Origin of the sequence: Modestobacter marinus (assembly GCF_011758655.1) — a bacterium.
Taxonomy (GTDB): Bacteria; Actinomycetota; Actinomycetes; order Mycobacteriales; family Geodermatophilaceae; genus Modestobacter; species Modestobacter marinus.
In genome coordinates this window covers 3,020,148-3,043,805 of record NZ_JAAMPA010000001.1, presented here as the reverse complement: position 1 = coordinate 3,043,805, position 23,658 = coordinate 3,020,148, and the positions used below count along the sequence as shown (strand labels likewise).

18 protein-coding genes are annotated in these 23,658 nt (G+C 74.8%); 12 read left to right on the top strand and 6 right to left on the bottom strand.

Annotation, left to right across the window (positions count from 1 at the left end; all coding sequences use genetic code 11):
- Positions 1-65 precede the first annotated feature (65 nt).
- Positions 66-497: a D-aminoacyl-tRNA deacylase gene (gene dtd, locus FB380_RS14305; RefSeq protein ID WP_166755617.1), complete on the top strand. Its 432-nt coding sequence runs from the start codon at positions 66-68 to the stop codon at positions 495-497.
- 259 nt (positions 498-756) lie between these two features.
- Positions 757-1,740: an RNA polymerase sigma factor SigB gene (gene sigB, locus FB380_RS14300; protein ID WP_166755616.1), complete on the top strand. Its 984-nt coding sequence runs from the start codon at positions 757-759 to the stop codon at positions 1,738-1,740.
- Positions 1,741-1,867: 127 nt separating this feature from the next.
- On the opposite strand, the gene FB380_RS14295 is transcribed toward sigB, so the two are convergent.
- Both FB380_RS14295 and FB380_RS14290 read right to left on the bottom strand, forming a co-directional pair.
- The gene (locus FB380_RS14295) at positions 1,868-4,564 is read right to left on the bottom strand and encodes a bifunctional acetate--CoA ligase family protein/GNAT family N-acetyltransferase (RefSeq protein WP_166755615.1); all 2,697 of its coding nucleotides are present in this window, start codon (positions 4,562-4,564) and stop codon (positions 1,868-1,870) included.
- 66 nt (positions 4,565-4,630) lie between these two features.
- Positions 4,631-5,815, bottom strand: coding sequence for an acetoin utilization protein AcuC (locus FB380_RS14290; protein ID WP_166755614.1), 1,185 nt, complete (start codon positions 5,813-5,815; stop codon positions 4,631-4,633).
- Between the two features lie 191 nt (positions 5,816-6,006).
- Between FB380_RS14290 and FB380_RS14285 the strand changes: the two genes are divergently transcribed.
- Entirely contained in the window at positions 6,007-6,726 is a 720-nt protein-coding gene (locus tag FB380_RS14285; protein WP_166755613.1) for an iron-dependent transcriptional repressor DtxR, read from the top strand.
- 180 nt (positions 6,727-6,906) lie between these two features.
- Positions 6,907-9,024 carry a S9 family peptidase gene (locus FB380_RS26010; protein ID WP_166755612.1) on the top strand — a complete coding sequence of 706 codons (2,118 nt, stop codon included), beginning with the start codon at positions 6,907-6,909 and terminating at the stop codon, positions 9,022-9,024.
- 22 nt (positions 9,025-9,046) lie between these two features.
- Here the strand turns inward: FB380_RS26010 and FB380_RS14275 are convergent, their stop codons facing one another.
- Both FB380_RS14275 and FB380_RS14270 read right to left on the bottom strand, forming a co-directional pair.
- On the bottom strand, positions 9,047-10,144 hold the full coding sequence (locus tag FB380_RS14275) for a DUF4192 domain-containing protein (protein WP_166755611.1): 1,098 nt from the start codon (positions 10,142-10,144) through the stop codon (positions 9,047-9,049).
- 140 nt (positions 10,145-10,284) lie between these two features.
- A complete protein-coding gene (locus FB380_RS14270; RefSeq protein ID WP_166755610.1) occupies positions 10,285-10,578 on the bottom strand; it encodes a Dabb family protein in 294 nt (97 codons plus the stop codon).
- A 64-nt stretch (positions 10,579-10,642) separates the two neighbouring features.
- Here FB380_RS14270 and FB380_RS14265 point away from each other — a divergent pair, with 64 nt between their 5' ends.
- From FB380_RS14265 to FB380_RS14245, 5 genes are read left to right on the top strand one after another with little or no spacing between them, the layout of a single operon-like run.
- The gene (locus FB380_RS14265; RefSeq protein WP_208382858.1) at positions 10,643-11,917 is read left to right on the top strand and encodes a glycosyltransferase family 4 protein; all 1,275 of its coding nucleotides are present in this window, start codon (positions 10,643-10,645) and stop codon (positions 11,915-11,917) included.
- Positions 11,911-12,675, top strand: a complete 765-nt coding sequence (locus FB380_RS14260) for a class I SAM-dependent methyltransferase (protein WP_166755609.1) — start codon at positions 11,911-11,913, stop codon at positions 12,673-12,675. Before FB380_RS14265 ends, FB380_RS14260 begins: the two co-directional genes overlap by 7 nt.
- On the top strand, positions 12,668-13,729 hold the full coding sequence (locus FB380_RS14255) for a prenyltransferase/squalene oxidase repeat-containing protein (protein WP_166755608.1): 1,062 nt from the start codon (positions 12,668-12,670) through the stop codon (positions 13,727-13,729). Before FB380_RS14260 ends, FB380_RS14255 begins: the two co-directional genes overlap by 8 nt.
- A gap of 29 nt (positions 13,730-13,758) precedes the next feature.
- On the top strand, positions 13,759-14,616 hold the full coding sequence (locus FB380_RS25515; RefSeq protein WP_268237710.1) for a glycosyltransferase family 2 protein: 858 nt from the start codon (positions 13,759-13,761) through the stop codon (positions 14,614-14,616).
- Entirely contained in the window at positions 14,613-15,539 is a 927-nt protein-coding gene (locus tag FB380_RS14245; protein WP_166755607.1) for a glycosyltransferase family 2 protein, read from the top strand. The genes FB380_RS25515 and FB380_RS14245 overlap by 4 nt, the downstream gene beginning before the upstream one ends.
- A 28-nt stretch (positions 15,540-15,567) precedes the next feature.
- On the opposite strand, the gene FB380_RS14240 is transcribed toward FB380_RS14245, so the two are convergent.
- On the bottom strand, positions 15,568-16,164 hold the full coding sequence (locus FB380_RS14240; RefSeq protein WP_166755606.1) for a TPM domain-containing protein: 597 nt from the start codon (positions 16,162-16,164) through the stop codon (positions 15,568-15,570).
- Between the two features lie 242 nt (positions 16,165-16,406).
- Complete coding sequence (locus FB380_RS14235) at positions 16,407-17,135, bottom strand: 4'-phosphopantetheinyl transferase family protein (RefSeq protein ID WP_166755605.1); 729 nt, start codon at positions 17,133-17,135, stop codon at positions 16,407-16,409.
- A gap of 306 nt (positions 17,136-17,441) precedes the next feature.
- On the opposite strand from FB380_RS14235, the gene FB380_RS14230 reads away from it, so the two are divergent.
- The 3 genes from FB380_RS14230 to FB380_RS14220 are packed head-to-tail and all read left to right on the top strand — an operon-like array spanning position 17,442 to position 23,649.
- The gene (locus FB380_RS14230) at positions 17,442-21,593 is read left to right on the top strand and encodes a Pls/PosA family non-ribosomal peptide synthetase (protein ID WP_208382856.1); all 4,152 of its coding nucleotides are present in this window, start codon (positions 17,442-17,444) and stop codon (positions 21,591-21,593) included.
- Positions 21,594-21,595: 2 nt separating this feature from the next.
- Complete coding sequence (locus tag FB380_RS14225) at positions 21,596-22,930, top strand: heparan-alpha-glucosaminide N-acetyltransferase domain-containing protein (protein WP_166755604.1); 1,335 nt, start codon at positions 21,596-21,598, stop codon at positions 22,928-22,930.
- 2 nt (positions 22,931-22,932) lie between these two features.
- On the top strand, positions 22,933-23,649 hold the full coding sequence (locus FB380_RS14220) for a BPL-N domain-containing protein (RefSeq protein ID WP_208382855.1): 717 nt from the start codon (positions 22,933-22,935) through the stop codon (positions 23,647-23,649).
- The last annotated feature ends 9 nt before the right edge of the window (positions 23,650-23,658 follow it).

Genomic DNA, 23,658 nt, shown 5'->3' with positions numbered 1-23,658 from the left:
CCACCCCGGCCGGCGTCGGCCCGCCCGCGCGGCGGGCAGCCCGGGCCACCGGTCAGGATCATGCCGTGCGTGCGGTGGTGACCCGGGTGAGCCAGGCGTCGGTGACGGTGGACGACGAGGTGGTCGGGGCCATCGGGCCGGGGCTGCTCGCCCTGGTGGGGGTCGGCCGGGACGACGACGCCGACCGGGCGCGGGCGATGGCCCGGAAGCTGCACGAGCTGCGGGTGTTCCCCACCGATGACGGCGCCCGCTCGGTCGGCGACCTCGGCCTCCCGGTGCTGGTGGTCAGCCAGTTCACCCTCTACGCCGACACCCGCAAGGGCCGCCGCCCGTCCTGGGCGGACGCCGCCCCCGGCGAGCTGGCCGAGCCGCTGGTCGAGGAGGTGGTGGCCGACCTCCGCCGGCGGGGCACACGGGTCGCCACCGGGCGGTTCGGGGCGCGGATGGCGGTCGCCTCGGTGAACGAGGGCCCGATGACCTTGCAGTTGGACGTCTAGCCCGGGCCCTGCCGGGTACCACTCCGTCGGCCCCGCGTGGTCGTCCCGCTCGCAGCGCGCCCAGCTGGACGTTCCCTGTGAGTTGACCCGCCTCGGAACACCGACCCACCCGGGTCCGTTGCACACGATGTACCACACGGACAGAAGCGGCTGGAGAGCCACCCGGTGACGCCGGGCCGACACTCCGGCCCCCGCCGGGGTGCACCGCACGACGACGACGCGGTGCATCCGGACCCCGAAGCAAGGACGAAGACTCATCGTGACCGTGCTGCAGTCCTCCCCCACCGACACCCTCGAGGTGCGCTCCCCGCGCCGTGCCCCGGACACCAGCGGCCTGGTGTCGACGGACCTGGTGCGCGTCTACCTCAACACCATCGGCAAGACCGCGCTGCTGACCGCCGAGCAGGAGGTCGAGCTGGCCAAGCGGATCGAGGCCGGTCTGTACGCCGAGCGCCTGCTGGGCGAGCGGCAGCTGACCCCCGCCGTCAAGCGCGACTACAAGCTGCTCGCCGCGGACGGCAAGGCGGCCAAGGCCCACCTGCTGGAGGCCAACCTGCGCCTGGTCGTCTCGGTGGCCAAGCGCTACACCGGCCACGGCATGACGTTCCTGGACCTGATCCAGGAGGGCAACGTCGGCCTCATCCGGGCGGTCGAGAAGTTCGACTACACCAAGGGCTTCAAGTTCTCCACCTACGCGACGTGGTGGATCCGCCAGGCCATCACCCGCGCCATGGCCGACTCGGGCCGGACGATCCGGCTGCCCGTCCACCTGGCCGAGCAGGTCAACAAGGTGGTCCGCACCCGCCGCCGGATCCACCAGGAGCTGGAGCGGGAGCCCACCGCCGAGGAGCTCGGTCTCGAGCTTGACCTGACGCCCGAGCGGATCACCGAGCTGCTGGAGTACTCCCGCGACCTGGTCTCCCTCGACCAGACCGTCGGTGCCGACGAGGAGTCCCGGCTGGGTGACTTCATCGAGGACGCCGACGCCGCGGTCGCCGAGGACGCCGTCGCGTTCCAGATGATGAAGGGCGACGTGCGCAACGTCCTGAAGACCCTGGAGGACCGCGAGCGGGACGTCGTCATCATGCGGTTCGGCCTGGACGGCGAGCAGCCGCGGACCCTCGAGCAGATCGGCAAGCGGTTCGGGCTCTCCCGTGAGCGGGTGCGCCAGATCGAGCGCGAGACGATGACCAAGCTGCGTGCCCCGCAGCGCGCCGACGCCCTCCGGGACTACCTGGGCTGAGCAGCGCACCGTCCGCACGACGTGTGGACGCCGCGAAGAGCCGGGTCACCTCACGGTGGCCCGGCTCTTCGCATCTCGGCGGTCGGGTGGCTCCTGCGTCACCCGACGGTTCGCATCGCCCGGACGGTCAGGGGGTGGCGGGGCGGAACATCCGGCGGGGTCCGGAGTCCACCCGGGCCGCCGGCTGGCCGATCCGGACGGTGGCGCCGGCGACGACGAGCGACCGGCCACCGTGCCAGGCGTCCGCGGGGCCGACGATCACCGGCTCGAGGGTCAGCGAGAGGACCTCGGGCAGGTCGTCGCCGAGCCGGGCGACCCGCAACAGCAGCTCCTCCAGCGCGGCGGTGTCGACCGGGGCGCTCCCCCGGTAGCCGTTCAGCAGCGGCCAGGCCCGGGGCTCGCGGACCAGCTCGGCGGCGTCCAGGTCGGTCAGCGGCAGGGTCCGGTAGGCCCGGTCGCCGAGCAGGTCGGTGGCCACCCCACCCACGCCGAAGCTCACCAGCGCACCGAAGGACGGGTCGTCGACGATGTCGACCACGGTGGCCACCCCCGGGGCGGCCTGCTCCTGCACGATGACCGGGTCACCGGCCGGGATGGCGGCGAACGCGCTGCGCACGTCCTCGGCGTCGGCCAGGTCGAACCGCATGCCACCGAGGTCCCGGCGGTCCCGCAGCCACGGCGCCGTCGACTTCAGCACCACCGGGTAGCCGATCTCCTCGGCCGCGGCGACGGCGGCCTCGGCGTCCTCGACCCGGCGGGTGCCCAGCATCGGCACGCCGTAGGCGTCCAGCAGCGCCATCGTCTCCTCGTCGGAGAGGGCCCGGCCCTCCGGTGCGGCACGGAGTGCGGCCTCGACCACGGCCCGGGCGGCGGGCTCGTCGATGCCGTCGAGCTCGGGGACGACGCCGAGGGGCCGCCGGCGCCAGCGCGCGTACTCGCTGATCTTCGCCAGTGCCATGACAGCGCGCTCGGGGGTGGAGAACGACGGCACCGAACCGCGGCCCGGCATGCCGTGCTCGTCCCGGACGACCAGTTCGGCGGGGATCCCCTCGGTGGACAGGAAGTTCGCCACCAGCGGCTTCTCCGCGGTGCGGGAGACCTCCCGGAGCACCCGGCCGAAGGGCTGCTCGCCCTGCAGCAGCGGCGGCAGGAAGACCGCGACCACCGAGTCGACGCCGTCGTCGTCCAGCGCGGTCTGCAGCGCGGCCCGGAAGTCCTCCGGCGCGGCCTGGGTGCCGATGTCGACGGGCCGCTCGTGGGCCAGTTCCAGCCCCTGCTCCAGGACGGCGTCGGCGACGAGCACCCCCATGGCGGTGGAGTTGCCGACGATCGCCACCCGGTCGCCGGCCGGCAGCGGCTGGTGCGCCAGCAGGGTGCCGACGTCGAAGAGCTGGGCGAGCGTCTCGACCCGGATGACGCCGGCCGAGGCGAACAGCGCGGCCACCGACTGCTCGGGGACGGCGACGCTGGTGCCGGCCAGCCCGGCGGTCATGCCCACGTGCCGGCCGCTCTTCACCGCCACCACCGGCTTGGTGCGGCCGACCCCGCGCGCCAGCCGGGCGAACTTGCGGGGGTTGCCAAAGCTCTCCAGGTGCAGCAGCACGACCTCGGTGCCGGGGTCGCTGGCCCAGTACTGGAGCATGTCGTTGCCGCTGACGTCGGCCCGGTTGCCCGCGGAGACGAAGCTGGACAGCCCGATCCCCCGGGCCCGGGCGCGCTCCAGCAGCGCGACGCCCAGCGCGCCGGACTGGGCGAAGAAGCCCACCCGGCCCCGGCCGGGCACGTCGGGGGCCAGGCTGGCGTTCAGCCGCACGTCCGGGTCGGTGTTCACGATGCCCAGGCAGTTGGGGCCGACCACCCGCATCCCCGAGGCGCGGGCGGAAGCGACCAGCGCGCGTTCGGCGGCCCGGCCCTCCGGCCCGGTTTCCCCGAACCCGCCGGAGATGACGACCAGCCCGCGCACGTTCTTGCGCCGGCAGGCCTCGACCACCGCGGCCACCTCGTCGGCGGGCACGGCCAGGACGGCGAGGTCGACGTCGTCGGGGATGGCCTCGATGGAGGCGTGCGCCGGCACCCCGCGGACGTGCCGCACCGCCGGGTTCACCGGGTAGATCGGCCCGGCGAACCCGTACTCGAGCAGGTTGTGCAGCACCGCGTGACCGACCTTGGCCGGGTCGTTGCTGGCGCCCACGACGGCCACCGAGCCGGGGTTGAGCAGCCGGCCGATGGAGCGGGACTCGCTGCGCTGCTCCCGCTCGTGCGCCACCGCGAGGGACTGCTCGGTGGGCGCGATCGGGAAGGTCAGGTGCACCACGCCGTCCTCGTAGGACCGCTTGGCCGAGTACCCGGCGTCGAGGAAGACCCGCACCATCGCGCTGTTCTGGCTGAGCACCTCGGCGACGAACCGGCTGATGCCCCGCTCCCGGGCGGCGGCGGCCAGGTGCTCCAGCAGCACCGACCCCAGCCCCCGCCGCTGGTGGGCGTCCTCGATCAGGAAGGCGACCTCGGCGTCGTCGGTGCCCGGGTAGCGGTCGTACCGGCCGACGCCGATCAGCCGGTCGCCCAGCAGCACCACGAACGCCACCCGGGCGTCGTGGTCGACGTGGGTGAAGCGGTGCAGGTCCTTGTCCGACAGCCGCCGCATCGGCCCGAAGAACCGGTAGTAGCGGGTCTGGTCGGAGCTCCGGTCCATCAGCCCGACGATCCCGTCGGCGTCCTCGGGGGTGATCGGGCGCAGGTGCACGGTGCCGCCGTCGGCGGCCACCACGTCGGCCTCCCAGTGCGGCGGCGGCACGGGCGCAGTCGGTTCCTCGTTCTGGGTCACAAGCTCTCCCGGCCATCCAGCAGGGGCCCGCCGCGAGCTCGCGAGTGGCGGGGGGCTGGATGGTCCTCAATCACGGGGGTCGTCCGGGTCGAGTCCGAACAGGGGGAAGGAGGCGGTGCGGGTGCGCAGGACGGCGCGGTCGACCCGGTTCTCGGTGAAGGGGTCCCAGCGGTGGAAGCCGACGTACCCGCCCTCGGTCATGGAGCCCGGCGGCGGCGTGCGCAGGCCCCGCCGCCGGACGTCGTCCTGCCAGCTCTGCGGGATCTCGGTGTCCGGGGCGACGCGGTCACCGCCGGCCTCGGCGAGCAGGTGGGTCCAGGCCCGGGGCACGCAGCGGACCAGGCCGTAGCCCCCGCCGCCCAGGGCGATCCACCGGCCCTCGCACACCTCGTGCGCCAGGTCGTGCACGGCGCGGTAGGAGGCCCGCTGCCCGTCGACGGTGAGCCCGAGGTCGGCCAGCGGGTCCTCGTGGTGGGCGTCGCAGCCGCACTGGGTGATGAGGATCTGCGGCTGGAACGCCCGGATCACGCTGGGCACCACGGCGGTGAACGCCCGCAGCCAGCCGGAGTCGTCGGTGCCGTTGGGCAGCGCCAGGTTCACCGCACTGCCCAGCGCCTTCTCCGGGTCGCCGGTCTCCTCGGGGAAGCCGGTACCGGGGAAGATCGTGAGCGGGGTCTGGTGGATGCTGACGGTGAGCACTCGGGGGTCGTCGTAGAAGGCGGCCTGGACGCCGTCGCCGTGGTGCACGTCCAGGTCGACGTAGGCGATGCGCTCCCAGCCCTGGCCCAGCAGCCAGGCGATGGCCACCGCGGCGTCGTTGAAGACGCAGAAGCCCGAGGCCTGGTCCCGCATCGCGTGGTGGAGCCCCCCGGCGATGTTGACCGCGTGCTGGGCGCGACCGCTGGACACCTGCTCGGCGGCGAGCACGCTGCCCCCGGTGATCAGCGCCGCCGCCTCGTACATGCCCGGGAACACCGGGTTGTCCGGGGTGCCCAGGCCGTGGCCGGCGCCGTACGGGTCGTCCGGGGCGCGCCGGACGGCCTCCAGGTAGGCCGGGTCGTGGACCAGCGTGAGCAGGTCCGGGCCGGCCGGCTCGGGCTGCACCACCTGGATCCGCGCGGGCTCCAGGACGCCGAGGGACTCGGCCAGCCGCATGGTCAGGTCCAGCCGGACCGGGTGCATGGGGTGGTCACCGCCCATGGTGTAGCCCAGCAGGGCGTCGTCCCAGACCACGGTCACGGCGTCGCTCATCGGCGTGCCCCCCGCCGGGTCGGGCCGGGGCGCTGCGCTGCGGTGCTCCTCGTCGAGCGGGCGAGCTCCATCACCGGCCCGACGCTACCGCTGCCGCGCGGGCAGCGCGCCGCCGTACCCGTCCGCGTGGAGTCCACCCGTGGAGTGGCCCCGGCCTCGTAAGATCGGTCGAACCTGACGGAGGAGTGGACGTGAACGACCTCATCGACACCACGGAGATGTACCTCCGGACCATCTTCGAGCTCGAGGAAGAGGGGATCGTCCCGCTGCGCGCCCGGATCGCCGAGCGCCTGCACCAGAGCGGCCCGACCGTGAGCCAGACGGTGGCCCGGATGGAGCGGGACGGCCTGCTCTCGGTGCAGGGCGACCGGCACCTGCAGCTGTCCGACGAGGGCCGCGAGCTCGCCACCGCCGTGATGCGCAAGCACCGGCTGGCCGAGTGCCTGCTGGTGGACGTCATCGGGCTGGACTACGCCGACGTGCACGAAGAGGCCTGCCGCTGGGAGCACGTGATGAGCGAGGCGGTGGAGCGCAAGCTGCTCAGCCTGCTCGGCAACCCCACCGTCTCCCCGTTCGGCAACCCGATCCCCGGCCTGGACGCCCTGGGCGGCGACACGTCGGCGGTGCTCGACGCGCTGACCCTGCTGTCGGCGACCGCAACCCCGGAGGGCCGGCAGGTCGTCGTCCGGCGGATCAGCGAGCAGCTGCAGGAGGATGCGCCGCTGCTGCGCTCGCTGGCCGACCGGGGCGTGCGGCCGGGCTCGACGGTGACCGCCACGCTGAGCGACGGCGCCGTGCTGGTCGACGGCGTCGCCCTGCAGCCCGGGGTGGCCCAGCACGTCTTCGTGAGCGCGGTCGACGAGGAGCTGTCCCCGGTCGAGGCCGCCGAGGCGACCGCCGGCGTCCGCTGACGGCGGGCCCGGCTGCTGCCACCGCGCACGCTCGCGGCGGGACACACCAGCCGGGCCGCGGACCAGGTCGCGGCCGGCTCCCGAGCTCGGGCCGAGTCGTTCGCCGTGCTCACGACCTCCGGTGAACGGGCTCACTAGGCTCCGGTGCGACCTGTCCGGACGCGCAGAGAGAAGGCCCCGGTGAGCGACACCGAAGCTCTCGTCGAGCAGAGCGAAGCCTCCGTCGAGCAGAGCGACGACACCCCGCCCAGCCCGTTCCACCGGATCGCGGACTTCATCGCCCTCCCCCGCCTCGGCGGCCTGGCCCTCTCCCCCGACGGCAGCCGGCTGGTCACCTCGGTGGCCACGCTGGACGCCGAGGGCAAGAAGTGGCAGTCCGCGCTCTGGGAGGTCGACCCGGCCGGGCAGCGGGACGCCCGGCGGCTGACCCGGGGCGCGAGCGGTGAGTCCGCGCCGGTGTTCACCCCCGGCGGCGACCTGCTGTTCACCTCGACCCGCCCCGACCCGGGCGCGGCCAAGGACGGCGGCGACCCGAAGCCGGCCCTGTGGGCGCTGCCGGCCGACGGCGGTGAGGCCCGGCTGGTGGTGCAGCGGAGCGCCGGCGTGGCCGGGGTCGCGGTCGCCGCCGACTCCGGGGACGTGGTCGTCGTCGCCAGCACGATGCCCGGGGCCCCGGACGCCGAGGCCGACGAGGAGCTCCGGACCCGGCGCAAGGACGCCGGCGTCAGCGCTCTGCTGCACGAGAGCTACCCGGTGCGCTACTGGGATCACGACCTGGGCCCGGCGGTGCCGCACGTGTACTGGATCGGCCAGCTGCCCGCGGAGGCCGGCCCGGGCACGTCGTCGTCCACCCCGCAGTGGCGGGACCTCACCCCGGACGCGGGCCCGCCGCTGGGCTCGGGCAGCGACGTGGCGGTCTCGCCCGACGGGCGGTGGGTGGCCCGCAGCGAGGACGTGCCCGACGGCCCGGCCGGACGGCGGTCCCGGCTCCTGCTCGTCGAGGTGGCGACCGGGGAGACCCGGGTCCTCGTCGACGACCCGCAGGCCGACGTCTCCAGCGCCCGGTTCTCCCCCGACTCCGGGCGGGTGGTCTGCACCCGCGAGTCGGCCACCACCTACGCGGAGCCGCCGGACCACACGCTGCTGCTGGTCGACGTCGCCACCGCCGAGACCCGTGAGCTGACCCCCGGGTTCGACCGCTGGCCCAGCGCACCGCAGTTCTCCGCCGACGGCACGGCCGTCTACTTCCTGGCCGACGACGACGGCCGGCACGCGGTCTTCCGGGTCGCACTGGACGGCACCACCCAGGACGGCGGGGCCCCGGTGCGGTTGACCGACCAGGGCGCCTACAGCGACCTGCAGGTCGCCCGGGACGGCAGCGCGCTGTACGCCCTGCGCTCCGGGTACGACACCCCACCGGTGCCGGTCCGGCTCGACCCGCACGCTCCCGGGCAGGACCCGGCCGCGCTGCCGAACCCCGGCACGATCAGCCACCTCCCCGGGACCCTGCGCGAGCTGGACGCCACCGCGGCCGACGGCACCCGGGTCCAGTCGTGGCTGGTGCTCCCCGAGGGCGCCGACGCGGCGAACCCGGCGCCGCTGGTGCTGTGGGTGCACGGCGGCCCGCTGATGAGCTGGAACTCCTGGTCCTGGCGCTGGGTCCCGTGGGTGCTCGCCGCCCGCGGGTACGCCGTGCTGCTGCCCAACCCCGCGCTGTCCCAGGGGTTCGGACAGGACTTCGTCCGTCGCGGCTGGGGCGAGTGGGGCGACACGCCCTACACCGACCTGATGGCCGCGGTGGACGCCGCGGAGGCGCTCCCGGAGATCGACCAGACCCGGACGGCGGCCATGGGCGGCTCCTTCGGCGGGTACATGGCCAACTGGATCGCCACACAGACCGACCGCTTCCGGGCGATCGTCACCCACGCCAGCCTGTGGCACCTCGACGGGTTCATCGGCGCGACCGACGCCGCGTACTACTGGGAGAAGGAGTTCGGCGACCCGCTCACCGAGCCGAAGCGGTACGAGCAGAACTCCCCGCACCGCTACGCCGACGCGATCCGGACGCCGATGCTGGTCATCCACGGCGACAAGGACTACCGCGTGCCGATCGGTGAGGGCCTGCGGCTCTGGTACGACCTGCAGAAGCGCGGGATCCCGTCGAAGTTCCTCTACTTCCCCGACGAGAACCACTGGGTGCTCACGCCGGGGAACGCGGCGGTCTGGTACGAGACCGTGCTGGCGTTCCTGGCCGAGCACGTGCTCGGCGAGGAGTGGCGGCGCCCCGAGCTGCTCTGAGGGCCACGGGGCGGTCACCGGCTCACCACCGGGCGTCCAGCGGCCCGCTGGCCTGCCGGATGAGCCGGCGCATCTCCTCCGGGGGGAGGCAGGCGTCCAGTGCCGAACGCAGCAGGCCGGCGAAGGTGTAGCTGGGCTCGCTGCGCAGGGCCCGGTCCAGCGCGACGTTGGCCAGCGCCCCGTCGCCGCGCACCCAGGCACTGACCGCCAGCAGGGTCGCCGGCGCCGCGTCCAGCGGCGCCGGCGACCGACGGGTCAGCTCGGTCCACAGCCCCTCGGCGGCGGCCGCGGAGCCCCCCAGCGCGAGGGTGAGCGCCCGGTCCCGCAGGTCGTGGTCGCGCAGACCCCAGGCCAGCCGGGCCACCTCGTGGTCCGACAGCCGCCCGCCGCCACCTCCCTCGCCGGGGCCGGTGGCCCGGACGACCGCCAGCAGGGCCGTCCAGCCCTCCTCCACGAGGACGTCCCAGCCCAGCTCGGCCGTCCGGCGCGCCAGCGCGTCCCCCACCTCGTCGCAGGCCCGGGCCATCGCCTCCGCCGCCGGGGAGCCGACGGGTGCGATCCGCCGGGCCAGCGCGGCACGCTCGGCCTCCACCACCTGCCCGGCCACCACGCTCGCGGCGGCCAGTTCGCTGGTGCCGGTGGGCAGGGGGGTGCCCGCCTCGGGCGCGCAGCACGGCTCGGCGCAGTCGTAGGACCACCAGCGCCCCCGGCGCACCAGCAGGGCCTGACCGACGCGCACGTCGACGGCGTGCAGCGCCAGGACGACGTCGTGGACCAGGTCGCGGTGGGCGAGGTCCCGGCTGCCGTCCGGCGTGGGGCCCCGGTGCCGGATGACGGCTGGTGCGAGCTCGTCGTCGGCCTCGGAGACGACCACCAGGACGGCGGCCGTCGCCCCGTCGGTGAGCAGTGCGCGCACCAGTCCGGCGACGACGGGGCCACGGTGTGCGGGCGCCGGCAGGTCGACCCGGGCGGTGAGCCCGACACCCCGGCCCGCCGACCCACGCAGGCCGACGAGCACCAGCGACTCGTGCGGCGGGAAGCCGAGCAGGTACGGCAGCGCCGCGACCAGCTCCCCCGGCTCGGAGAGGCGGACGGGCGGGGGTCCCTGCGGATCGGCCATGCCGCCGACCCTGGCGCGGCCGGTGCCGCTCCGGGCCAGCCCGAGCGAGGTTGTGGACGCTGCCGCCGGATGTGGACGGCGGCCGGCAGGACGGGCGCCGCCCGGGTGCCGGCCCGGGCACGGCGCCCGGGCCGCGGGCCTCAGACCTCGTACTGGACCGCCGACCGGCTCGCCAGGTGCGGCTTCACGTGCTCCGCGATCACCGCCAGGTGCCGGGGGTCGGCGGCGTAGGCGCGGAACGCCTCGACATCGGGGAAGTCGGCCACCAGCGCGGTGTGCGCGTTCCCGTCCACCAGCCCGGCGTCCGGGCCGACCGCGAAGGAGGTCATCCCGCCGACCTCCTCGGGCAACCGGGCGAGCGCGGCGACCGTGGCCGCACGGGTCTGCGGGGAGGTGCCCTCGGTCCAGGTGAACAGCACGACGTGGCGCAGCATGACCGCACCCTGCCAGGCCGGTCCGGGCACCGGCCAACCGGAGCGCCCTGGTTACAGTCCGGTCATGGGACGGTCGTTGCGGGTCGCACTGCTGTCCTACCGCAGCAAGCCGCACAGCGGCGGGCAGGGCGTCTACGTCCGGGCACTGTCCCGGGAGCTGCGCGAGCTCGGGCACCGGGTCGAGGTGCTCAGCGGCCAGCCCTACCCGGAGCTGACCGACGGCGTGCCGCTCACCCGGGTGCCCAGCCTGGACCTCTACCGCGAACCCGACCCGTTCCGGACGCCCCGGCCCAGTGAGTTCCGGAGCCCGATCGACGTGGCCGAGTGGCTGGCCATGTGCACCGCGGGCTTCCCCGAGCCGCTGACCTTCAGCCTGCGCGCCGCCCGGCTCCTGGGCCGGCGCACCGCGGACTTCGACCTGGTGCACGACAACCAGTCGCTGGGCTACGGGTTGCTGCAGCTGCGTCGCCGCGGGCTGCCGACCGTGGCCACGGTGCACCACCCGGTCGCCATCGACCGCGACCTGGACCTGGCCGCGGCGCCCGGCCTGCGCCGGCGGCTGACGCTGCACCGCTGGTACGGCTTCACCACCATGCAGGGCCGGGTGGCCCAGCGGCTGGACGGCCTCACCACCGTCTCGGAGAGCTCCCGCCGGGACATCACCCGGCACATGGGCGTCCCGGCCGCCGATGTCGAGGTCATCCCGGTCGGCATCGACCCGGCCGTGTTCCGGCCGCCGGCCGAGCCCGCTCTGCGGGAGGCCGCCCGGATCGTGGTGACGACGAGCGCCGACGTCCCGCTCAAGGGCCTGGTCCACCTGCTGGAGGCACTGGCCAAGCTGCGCACCGAGCAGGACGTGCGGCTCACCGTGGTCGGCACGGCCCGGCCCGGCGGGCCCGCGGCCGCCGCGCTGGACCGGCTGTGCCTGACCGACGCGGTGCACTTCACCGGGTCGATCCCGACCGAGGAGCTGGTCCGGCTGCTGCAGACCGCCACCGTGGTCGCCATCCCGTCGCTGTACGAGGGGTTCTCCCTCCCCGCGGTCGAGGCGATGGCCTGCGGCACGCCGCTGGTCACGACCGACGCGGGCGCGCTGCCGGAGGTCGTCGGGTCGCACGCGGGGGTGCAGGTGCCGGCGGGCGACGTCGACCGCCTGGCCGAGGCGTTGCGGCTGGTGCTGGACCACCCGTCGCTGCGCGACCAGCTGGGCCGCGCGGGGCGGGCCCGGGTGCTGGCGTCCTACACCTGGCGGCGCACCGCCGAGCGCACCGCCGAGTGGTACGGCGAGGTGCTCGACCGCCGGTCGGCCGAGACCACCCCGGGAGGCCGGCCGTGCTGACCGTCGACTACGACCTGCTCGACGTCCGGCCGGGGATGCGGGTGCTGGACCTGGGCTGCGGTGAGGGCCGGCACGCCTTCGAGGCCTACCGGCGTGGGGCGACGGTGCTCGCGGTCGACTGGGGGCAGCAGGAGGTGGCCACCACCGCCGAGTGGCTGGGGGCGATCGCCGCCGCCGGCGAGGCCCCGGCGGGCGCGTCGGCCGGGGTGGCCCGCGGTGACCTCCGCTGCCTGCCGGTCCCCGACGCGAGCGTCGACCGGGTGATCGCCTCCGAGGTGCTCGAGCACATCGTCGACGACCGCACGGCCCTGGCCGAGATCGCCCGGGTGCTCAAGCCCGGTGGCCGGGTGGCGGTGAGCGTGCCCCGGTACGGCCCCGAGCGGATCTGCTGGGCGCTGTCGGACAGCTACCACGCCAACGAGGGCGGGCACATCCGCATCTACCGGGGCGACCAGCTGTGGGAACGGCTCGCCGGCGCCGGGCTGCGGCCGACCGACACCCACCACGCCCATGCCCTGCACGCCCCCTACTGGTGGCTCAAGTGCGCGGTCGGCGTCGAGCGGGACACCGCGCTCGTCCGCGCCTACCACCGGCTGCTGGTCTGGGACCTGGTGCGCCGACCCTGGCTGACCCGGACCGCCGAACGGCTGCTGGACCCGCTGCTGGGCAAGAGCCTCGTGCTCTACGCCGACAAGCCGGCGACCACCGCGCCGGGCGCGGCAGAGGCCGTCGCCGGCGGGGCACTGGCGAGTGCCTGAGCGCCCACCGCCGCTGCCCGAGGTCCCCGGCGTGCTCACCGGGGACCAGCTGCGCCGGACGGTGGCGGCGATCGCCGCCGAGCAGTCCGCCGACGGCGCCCTGCCGTGGTCCCGCGGCGGGCAGCTGGACGCCTGGGACTCCGTCGAGGCGGCGATGGCGCTCGACGTCGGCGGGGAGCACGGCCGGGCCCTGGCCGCCTACGACTGGCTGGCCGGGCAGCAGCGCGCCGACGGCTCCTGGGCCGCCGAGTACCGGGACGGCGCCGTCGTCTCCCCGGCGGTGGAGAGCAACCACGCGGGCTACCTCGCCGTGGGCGTGTGGCACTCCTGGCTGTGCACCGGGGACGCCGGGATGGTCGACCGGCTGTGGCCCACGGTGCGCCGGGCCCTGGACCTGGTGACGAGGATGCAGCTGGCCACCGGGGCGATCAGCTGGGCGCTGCGACCGGACGGGACGCCGGACGACACGGCCCTGCTGACCGGGAACGCCAGCCTGTTCCAGGCGCTCCGCACGGGCATCGCCCTGGCCGACCTCGTCGGTGCCGCCGTCCCGGACTGGGAGCTGGCCGCCACCGGGCTCGGCCGGGCACTGCGCACCCGGCCCGGTGCGTTCGCCGACCGGTCGCGGTACTCGATGGACTGGTACTACCCGGTGCTGGCCGGGGCGCTCACCGGCGCGGCGGCCGAGGAGCAGCTGTCCGCCGGCTGGGACACCTTCGTCGTCCCGGGCCTGGGGGTGCGGTGCGTCGCCGACCGGCCGTGGGTGACCGGCGCGGAGACCTGCGAGCTCGCGCTGGCGCTCGCCGCCGCCGGCCGGCCGGACGACGCGACGGAGCAGCTGGCCGCCATGCAGCACCTGCGGGCCGAGGACGGCTCCTACTGGACCGGCCTGGTCTACGCCGACGACGCCCGCTGGCCGGTCGAGCGCACCACCTGGACGGCGGCCGCCGTGGTGCTGGCCGCCGACGCCGTCGCCGGCACCGGGCCGGCCGCCGCACTGTTCGCCGACCCGGCTGCCCTGGACCGCTCGGCGGTGACGGAGCTCCTGGGTTGACGCCTCGGGCCGTCGGGCACGATCACCCGGTGCACACCGATCTCAGCCCCGGGACCTCGGCGGTGACCTGCGTGGTGGCCAGCCGCAACCGCCGCGACGACCTGCTGGCCAGCCTGCCCCGCCACGAGGCCCCGGTGGTGCTGGTCGACAACGCCTCCACCGACGACACGGTGGCCGCCGTCCGGGCCGCGCACCCCGAGGTCACCGTCGTCCCGCTGGACCGCAACGCCGGCGCCGTCGCCCGCACCCTCGGCGTCGCGCGCGCCGGGACGCCGTTCGTGGCCTTCACCGACGACGACTCCTGGTGGGCACCGGGCGACCTGGCGCGCGGGGTGGAGATCATGCGCGCGCACCCGCGGCTGGGGCTGCTGGCGGCCCGGATCCTGGTCGGCGCCGCCGAGGAGCTCGACCCGGTCTGCACCGAGATGGCCGGCAGTCCGCTGGGCACCGAGCCCGACCTCCCCGGCCCCTCGCTGCTCGGCTTCGTCGCCTGCGCCGCGCTGGTGCGGACGGAGGCGTTCACCGCCGTCGGCGGGTTCGACCCGGTGGTGCGCTTCCCCGGCGAGGAGGAGCGGCTGGCCCTGGACCTCGCGGCGGCCGGCTGGGGGCTGGCCTACGTCGACGAGGTCACCGTGCACCACCACCCCTCACCGCACCGCGAACCCAGCACCGCCCGGCAGGCCGGCATCTGGCGCAGCCGGGTGCTGACCGCGCTCATGCGCTACCCGCTGCGCGACGTCGCCGGGCAGCTGGTCCGGGTCGTGCGTGCCGGCCGCCCGGGCTGGCGGGGGCTCGCCGGGGCGCTCCCCCGGGTCCCCGCCGCCCTGCGCAGCCGGCGGGTGCTGCCGGAGCACGTGATGGCCGGGGTCCGGGAGCTGGCGGCGTGACCGGCGCACCCACCACCGGGGCCGGTGGCCCCGACCTCCGCGTCGCCGTCGTCGTCATCACCCACGACCGCCGGGACGAGCTGCTGCTGGCGCTGTCCCGGCTGCGGGAGCTGCCCGAGCAGCCGCACGTCGTGGTCGTGGACAACGGCTCGACCGACGGCACCGCCGACGCCGTGCGCACCCAGCACCCCTGGGTCGAGCTGATCGCCAGCCCGGAGAACCTGGGCGCGGTCGGCCGCAACCTCGGCGTGGCCCGACTGGACACGCCCTACGTCGCCTTCTGCGACGACGACACCTGGTGGGACCCGGGCTCGCTGCGCACCGCGGCCGACGCGCTGGACGCCCATCCGCGGCTGGCGGTCGTGACCGCCCGGATCCTGGTCGAGCCCGGCGGGGTCGAGGACCCGATCGTCGCCGAGCTGCGCGACTCCCCCGTGGTCGGCGCCGACTGGCTCCCCGGGCCGGCGCTGGGCAGCTTCCTGGCCGGGGCGAGCGTGCTCCGCCGGGAGGCGTTCACCGAGGTCGGTGGCTTCTCCGAGCGCCTGTGGCTGGGCGGGGAGGAGGAGCTGATGGCCGGGGACCTGGCCGCGGCCGGCTGGGAGCTCTGCTACCTGTCCACGATCGCGATCCACCACCAGGCGAGCACCGCCCGCGATCCGCACAAGCGGCGGCAGGACGGCATCCGCAACACCCTGTGGACGACGTGGCTGCGCCGCCCGTTCCGGCCGGCGCTGCGCCGCACCGTGCACCTGCTACGCACCGTCCCGCGCGACCGGGTCACCGCCCGGGGGCTGCTCGCCGCGGCCCGTGGGCTGCCGTGGGTGGTGCGGGAACGGCGGGTGCTGCCCCCGCACGCGGAGGCCCGGTTCGCCGCGCTGGAGAACGCCCAGCGGAGTTCCACCGCACGCCGCTACGTGAGCTGAGCCCCGGCGGGGCTCGGCTCGGCCGGGTTCAGCTCGATCGCGCTCCGGCCCGGTGGGCCGGGGGGCTGCGGCGGGTCACGAGGTAGAGGGCGGTCAGCACACCGCCCAGGACGAGCACCACCACCGCCGTCCGCGCCGCCGACCACGACGGCATGGCCGGGTCGACGACGTCGGTGGACTGCAGCCCGTCGGCCATCGCCACCACCGCGCCGGACCAGTCCCCGTCGACGACGGCGGGCTCGACCTGCTCGTCGGCCAGGGCCCGGACGGCGTCGGGCTGCAGGGTCGACTCGTCCCCGATCCACCACTCGTACGCGGCCTCGTCGGTCGCGACGGCCAGCAGCACCTCCTCGGCGCCGAGCCCGGACTCCATCGCGGTCAGCTCGGCCCAGTCGGCGTCGTCGGTCTCGCCGTCGAAGGAGGGCACGAGGACCGCGGACAGCGCGATGCCGGTCTCCGCGCGGAGCTCGGCCACGGCGTCCTCGACCTCGTCGGCGTCCGCGCCGAGCACGCCGGCCCGGTCCGTGACCGGTGCCTCGAGCGCGACCGGCTGCTCGGCCATCGCGATCCCCGCGGGCATCGCCCCGGTGATCAGGACGACGAGCAACGCGATTCGCCTGCGCACACACACTCCTCTGGATCGATGACCGGGCTGTCGGGGCGGACGCGGGCTCCCGGCCGGTCGGGAGCGTCGCCTGGCCGTACGGCCGGCGGACTCGCTTCCCTGTCGGCGAGCATGATCCGCTGCCGGGTCCACTGCAGCCAATTGTGGACCATTCAGCGAACACGCGGAGCAGGCGCGCAATTGCGTCAGCACCCGATGACGAACAGTGAGCGGAATGGCTCGATGAATGTGCGCTGGCTCACTCAGTGTCGGGCCGCGGACATCGGGCGCAATGCGGGCAGGTCGGCGGGTGGACGGACCGTCGGCGCCCCCCTGCCCGCGACGGCCACCAGCGCCCGCCGCGCCGGGTCGCGCCAGTCGACCAGGTGCAGGCCGCGGTACCGGGCCACCGCCCGCCCGGACGGGTCCTGACGCTCGACCACCCGGGACAGGTCGACCCGGTCCACCCTGGCCAGGGTCGCCAACCCGGCCTTCACCAGACACTCCTTGCGGACCCAGTGGCGGAGGGCGAGCAGGGCCGGGTCCGGCGCCGCCCGCAGCTGCCGCTGCTCGGCCAGGGCGAGGCCGGGGAACCGGCCGGCACCGGACCCGGCCGGCGGCAGCGTCTCGACGTCCACCCCGACCGGGTGCCAGGCTGCCGCCGCGACGACGACCCCACGACCGTGCGCCCAGCTGACGTGGACGCCGGGGAGGCCGGCGATCGAGGGGCGCCCGTGCCCCGCGGTCCCGCAGTCGGCGCACCACTGGTGCACCGCCAGGTCGGTCACGGGGCGTCCGGTGAGGGCGGCGGCGCACCGGCGGACGAGCAGGTGCGCGGCGACGTAGGCGGCCCGGTCGGCCGGGTCCTGCAGGGAGTCGCTGCGCGCCCGTTCCGCGACACCGAGCACGCGGTCGTCGACGCCGTCGAGCACCTCGGCGGGGCCGGCCACGGCGACCAGCGGACCGCGTTCCCGACGCAGACGGTCCAGCACCGCGACACCTCCCCTCACTCCGTGGTCGGACCGGCGCACCCCACCGGCCGCCGCGGTCCGGGCCCTCGGCATCGAACGGACGGATCCGTTCCGAGACCGGCGGGTGAACTGTGCGGAGGCGACTGGTGACAGTGCGGATTTCCAAGCCGTCTGTGTTTGCAGAACGTTCAACTGTCCGGAATCGAGCAATTACGAGAAGTCACAGTCTGCGGATTTTCTGGCCGTTCACCGAGATCACCTGGCATGGCCGCGTATTACTCCCTAGCGTCGGACACAATTCCCCATTGTCAACATGAGAGCGAGTCGATGGCGACGGAGAGCGACAGCCGGGACTTCATCCCCGGCTTCACCACCCCCAGAGAGCCGGCGGTCGACCACGCGACCCGACGGGTCTCCTTCTCCGACAACGTCGCCGGAGCCCCCTCCCGACCACGCCACGACACGACCCGGCTGTCCCAGTTCTTCGAGCGGACCTGCGACGAGCGGCCCTCCGCGACCGCGCTGGAGTGCGACGGCGAGCGACTCAGCTACGCCGACCTGGACCAGCGGGCCAACCGGCTGGCCAACCACCTGCTCGGGCTCGGCATCAGGTCCGGCGTCCGGGTCGGCATCATGCTGGACCGCTCGGTCAACACCTACGTCGCCCTGCTCGCGGTGACGAAGACGGAGGCGACCTTCGTCCCGATCGACCCCGCGGCGCCGGCCGACCGCGTGCAGTACCAGGCCGAGGACTCCGACCTCGCGCTGGTGGTCACGACCACCTCGTTCGCCGCGACCTGCAGCGGCCTCCCCTGCCCGGCCCTGTTCCTGGACGAGCTGGGCGGCGACCTCGCGGCCGCCCCGAGCTGGCGCCCGGACCTGGAGACCGGCGGCGACCCGGTCGCCTACATCATCTACACCTCCGGCTCCAGCGGCCGGCCCAAGGGCGTCGAGATCGCCCAGTCGAGCATCTGCAACTTCATCGGCATCGTCCCGACCCTGTACGGCGTCGAGCCGACCGACCGGGTGTACCAGGGCATGACGATCGCCTTCGACTTCTCCATCGAGGAGATCTGGCCGACCTGGGCCGTGGGCGCGACCCTCGTCGCCGGCCCCACCGACGGGCGCCGGGTGGGCTCGGGGCTGGCCGACTTCCTGGCCGAGCAGGAGATCACGATGATCTACTGCGTCCCCACCGTGCTGGCCACCCTCGACCGCACCCTCCCGCTGATCCGCACGGTGAACGTCGGCGGCGAGGCCTGCCCGCGGGAGCTCGTCGACCGGTGGGGCCCGGGGCGCCGGATCCTGAACACCTACGGCCCGACGGAGGCCACGGTCACCTGCACGATGGCCGAGCTGTACCCGGGCAAGCCGGTGACGATCGGCCGGCCGCTGCCGACCTACCGGGTCACCCTGCTGGACGACGAACGCCGTCCGGTGGGCAACGGTGAGGTCGGCGAGATCTGCGTCGGCGGCCCCGGGGTGGCCCTCGGGTACGTCAACCGCCCCGACCTGACCGCCGACCGCTTCCTCCCCGACCCCCACGGCTTCCCCGGCGAGCGGCTGTACCGCACCGGTGACCTGGGGCGCTTCCTCCCCGACGGCGAGCTGGAGTACCTCGGCCGCGCCGATGCCGAGGTGAAGGTCCGCGGTCACCGCGTCGACCTGGGCGAGATCGAGAGCATGCTCCTGCAGCACGACCGGGTCACCGCCGCGGTCGTCACGCTGCTCCCGGAGGAGTACGGCGGTGAGCTGGCCGGCTACGTGATCCCCCGGTCGGCTGCCGACACCGAGGGCCTGGTCAGCGAGCTGCACGACCTGGTCCTCCAGCAGCTGCCGCCCTACATGGTCCCGGCCTTCCTCGACGTCGTCGCGACCATCCCGATGCTGCCCAGCGGCAAGGCCGACCGGAAGGCGCTGCCGGAGCCGCAGGGCCCCCGCCTGATGCGCGACACCGGGGCGCACGTGCCCCCGGACTCCCCCATCGAGGCCTGGGTGGCCGGCATCTGGGAAGAGGCCTTCGGTCTGCCCGGTGGGTCGGTGTCGGTCGAGGCCGACTTCTTCGACGCGCTCGGCGGCCACTCCCTGCTGGCCGCCCGGATCATCTCCACGATGCGCTCCAGCGACCTGGGCGCCGGGCTGTCCATCCTCGAGCTCTACCGGCACCCGACGGTCCGTGCGCTGGCCGCACACCTGGAGGACGACGCCCGGGCCGGCGAGGCGGCCGCCGAGCCGCACCTGCGCCGTCCCGTGCAGTCCTCCCGCCGCCGGGTCGCCGCCTTCGGCGCGGCGCAGCTCGCCACCTTCTTCGGCATCGTGCTGTTCTTCCTGCTCCCGGCCTCGGTGGTCTACGCGCTGAACGACGGGGAGCCGTCGGGCACCCTGGTCCTCCAGCTGGCCGTCGCCCTGCCGGCGTTCTTCCTCGTCGTCCGCTGGCTGCTCCCGGTCGTCGGCTCGCGGCTGCTGTCCCGTGGGCTGCAGCCCGGTGACCACCCGCTGTGGGGCTGGACCCACCTGCGGGTCTGGACGATCCAGAAGCTGATGGTGATCTCCCCCATGACGGTCCTGAGCGGATCGCCCTGGGCGGCCACCTACCTGCGCCTGGCCGGGGCACGGATCGACGACGACTGCCACATCGGCACCTCCGAGATCAGCCTGCCGGCGTTCCTGGACGTCGGCCCCGGCGCGACCCTCGGCTACGGCACCCAGCTGCACGGCCACCGGATCGCCGACGGCGTCCTCTCCCTCGGGGTCGTCTCCGTGGGTGCGGGTGCGACCCTCGGCTCGCAGTCGCTGCTGGAGGCCGGCTCGGCCGTCGAGGACGGCGGCGTGCTGCGCGAGCAGTCGCTGCTGCCCGCCGGTCAGGTCGTCCCCGCCGGGGCGGCCTGGGCCGGGTCGCCGGCGCAGGCCACGGACGAGCCGGTCGACCCGGTGCTCGCGCTGATGACCAGCTGCACCGCGGCACCGACCGCCTGGTCGCGTCAGCTGCGGACCGGTTTCGCCGCGGGCATCGCGCTCCTGGAGCTGCTGCCCTTCTTCGTGCTGCTCCCGGTGGTCGCGCTGGTCTGGTGGGTGCTGCTGACCTTCGGGCTGGGCGCCGCCCTCCTCGCCACCGCGCTCTCGGGCCCGGTGTTCGTGGCCGCCTCCTGCGCGCTCATCCTGGGCTGCCGCCGGCTGGCCCTCACCGAGACGCCGCCGGGGGTGCACCACCTGCGCTCCAAGCTGGGCCTGGAGAAGTGGCTGGGTGACAAGCTGCTCGAGATGAGCCTGATGCTCAACAACAGCATGTACGCCACGCTGTACACCTCGATCTGGCTGCGGGCCCTGGGCACCAAGGTCGGCCGTGGTGCCGAGGTGTCCACCATCGCCAACATCGACCCCGACCTGCTCACCCTCGGCGAGGGCAGCTTCGTCGCCGACATGGCCAGCGTCGGCAGCGCCACCTACGCCAACGGGCACGTGGCCTTCCAGGTCACCGAGGTCGGCGCCCGGGCCTTCGTCGGCAACGCCGCGTTCATCCCGTCCGGGTCGCACCTGGGTGACGGCTCGCTGATCGGCGTGCGCAGCGTGCCGCCGACCGGCGGGGTGCCGGCGGACAGCTCCTGGCTGGGCTCCCCGCCGATCAACCTGCCCCGCCGGGAGATGTACGAGGAGTACACCGAGGCGGAGACCTTCACGCCCAGCCGCCGCCGGGTGCGCGCCCGGTACGCCATCGAGTTCCTGCGGATCGTGCTGCCCAGCTCGCTCCTCGCGCTGGCGATGTTCGGCACGCTGTACGGGGTCTCGCTGCTCGCGGCGAACTCCACCGTGCTCGTCACCGTGCTGGTGGGGCCGCTGATCGCGCTGCTGTCCAGCCTCGCCGTCGTGGTGGGCGTCGCACTGCTCAAGTGGGTCCTCGTCGGCCGGTACCGGCCGCGGGTGGAGCCGCTGTGGAGCGGCTTCGTGCGCCGGACCGAGTTCGTCACCGGCATCTACGAGGCGGCCGCCGTCCCGGCGCTGCTGACCTGGCTGACCGGCACCCCGCTGCTCGGCCCGCTGCTGCGGCTGTACGGGGCGAAGATCGGCCGGCGGACGCTGATCGACACCACCTACCTGACCGAGTTCGACCTCGTGACCCTGGGCGACGACGTCTCCATCGGCACCAACGCCTCGCTGCAGACCCACCTGTTCGAGGACCGGGTCATGAAGATGGACCACGTCATCGTCCGGGACCGGGCCAGCGTCGGGGACAAGTCGGTGGTCCTCTACGGCTCCACCGTCGAGGAGGACGCCACGATCGCCGACCTCTCCCTCGTGATGAAGGGCGAGGTGCTGCCCGCCGGCACCGCGTGGAGCGGCATCCCGGCCCAGAAGGTCGGCCGCGCCCCGGCCAGCACCCTGCCGGTCCGGGAGGACCCGGCACTGGACACCCCGGCGGTCGACAACCCGGCCACCGAGAGCCGGCAGCTCAGCACCGCGTCGCACGGCCGGGAGGGGTGACCGTGTCCCAGACCAGCCAGCACCAGAACATCGTGGCCCCGCTGCCCCCGGAGCCCGGTGCTCCCGTGGCCTCGCTGCCGCACAGCTGTGCCCCGGCACCGGCCGGCGACGTCGCCGGCACCCCGGCCGAGGGCACTGCTCCAGCGCCCCCGCGCCCGCGGGCACGCCTGATCGGGATCGACGCCGCCCGCGGCGTCGCCCTGATCGGCATGATGTCGGTCCACCTGATCCCCGCGGCCACCGACGACGGGGACGTGTCGTGGGCCTGGCTGCTGTCCAACGGCAAGGCCTCGGCGCTGTTCGCCCTGCTCGCGGGCGTCGGCATCGCCTTCTCCACCGGCCGGCACCGTCCGCCCCGCGGCCTGGCCTGGCGGGCCGGCGCGCTGTCCCTGCTCACCCGCGCCGTGATCATCGCGGCGATCGGCCTCGCGCTCGGGTACGTCGTCGGCACGGACGACGCGGCGGTGATCCTCGCCTACTACGGCGTGCTGTTCGCCCTGGCCATCCCGTTCCTGCGGCTGTCGACCCGCGGCCTGGTGGTGGCGGCCGCCCTCGCGGCGCTCGTCATGCCGCTGGTCAGCTACGGGCTGCGCGAGGGCATGACACCGGTCGCCGAGGTCAACCCGACGCTGACCGACCTGGTCACCGACCCGGTGGGGCTGCTGCTCCGGCTGACCCTCACGGGGGTGTTCCCCGCCCTCGTGTGGATCACCTACCTGCTGGCCGGCATGGCCGTGGGCCGGGCCGTGCTCGCCTCGCGGCGGGTCGTCGGCCAGATCACGCTGATCGGTCTCGCGCTCGCGCTGGCCTCCAGCCTGCTGTCGATGCTGCTGCTGACCGTCGGTGGCCGCGGGGAGCTGCTGCGCGTGGACGCACTGCGGACCATGGACTTCGAGCTCTACCAGGACACCCTGACCTGGGGGCCCTCCGGGACGACGCCGACCAACAGCCCGTGGTGGCTGGTGGCGACGGCGCCGCACAGCGGCAGCCCCCTGGACCTCGCCTTCACCGTCGGCGTGGCCCTGTCCGTGCTGGGTGCCTGCCTGCTGCTCGGCCGGGGTCTGCAGCCGCTGCTCCGCCCGCTGGCCGCCGCCGGGAGCATGACGTTGACGCTCTACAGCGTCCACCTCCTGCTGGTCGCCGCACCGATCCCCCGCGGCGAGCTGAACCTGGTCGTGCAGGTCGTCGTGCTGGTGGCCTTCGCGATGGTCTGGAACCGCAGCCACCTGCGCGGACCGCTGGAGGAGCTGGTCTGGCGGGCGACCGACGCCGTGCGACGGAAGGTCCTGGGCTCACCGGGAGCCCACCGGGCACCGGCCACCGGCGCCGGCAGCTGACCGTGTTCGGGCGCGCGTCCGGACGGGGCGGGGACCGGCGGCTGGCGCTGGTCTACCGGGGCCCGGCCTCCACCGCCGGGTGCCCGGAGGCGGTGGCCGGTGCCCTGGCGCGGAGCCGGTGGGACCTCGACGTCCACTTCGTCGGCCCGAAGGAGCGCCTGGCCCTCGAGCCGGCGGTGCTCGCCTCCGCGGTCGTCTACGCCCAGCCCGGCGGCGGCGAGCTGGAGAAGGCCTGGCGCAAGGTCCGCAAGCAGGCGCCGGCGATCCGGGAGTACGTCGCGGGTGGCGGCCGCTACCTGGGCTTCTGCCTGGGCGGGTACCTCGCCGGGGAGACCCCCGGCTTCGGGCTCCTGCCCGGGGACACCGACCAGTTCGTCTCCTCCCCCGGGGCGTGGCCGACGCACACCGACGACGCGGTGGCCACGGTCGTCTGGGACGGCCGCCGTCGCGAGGTGTTCTTCCAGGACGGCGCCTGGTTCGACCTCGACCCCAGCCGGGGGCCGGCCGAGGTGCTGGCCACCTACGAGAACGGACTGCCCGCGGCCGTGGTGGCCCCGTACGGAGCCGGCGCGGTCGGCGTCGTCGGCCCGCACCCGGAGGCGACCCCGGACTGGTTCACCGACGTCGGGCTGCCCGTGCCGGCGGACCTGCGGGCCGACCTCACCCAGGACCTCGTCGACCGGGTGATGCGGATCGGTCAGGTCACCCCGACGCGCTGACCACGGCAC

Bases quoted from the DNA above. Each gene is read 5' to 3' on its own strand.
- FB380_RS14290 (WP_166755614.1), bottom strand. From the start codon at position 5,815: ATGAGCGACGCCGTGACCGTGGTCTGGGACGACGCCCTGCTGGGCTAC.
- FB380_RS14275 (WP_166755611.1), bottom strand. From the start codon at position 10,144: ATGGCCGATCCGCAGGGACCCCCGCCCGTCCGCCTCTCCGAGCCGGGG.
- FB380_RS14270 (WP_166755610.1), bottom strand. From the start codon at position 10,578: ATGCTGCGCCACGTCGTGCTGTTCACCTGGACCGAGGGCACCTCCCCG.
- FB380_RS14265 (WP_208382858.1), top strand. From the start codon at position 10,643: ATGGGACGGTCGTTGCGGGTCGCACTGCTGTCCTACCGCAGCAAGCCG.
- FB380_RS14230 (WP_208382856.1), top strand. From the start codon at position 17,442: ATGGCGACGGAGAGCGACAGCCGGGACTTCATCCCCGGCTTCACCACC.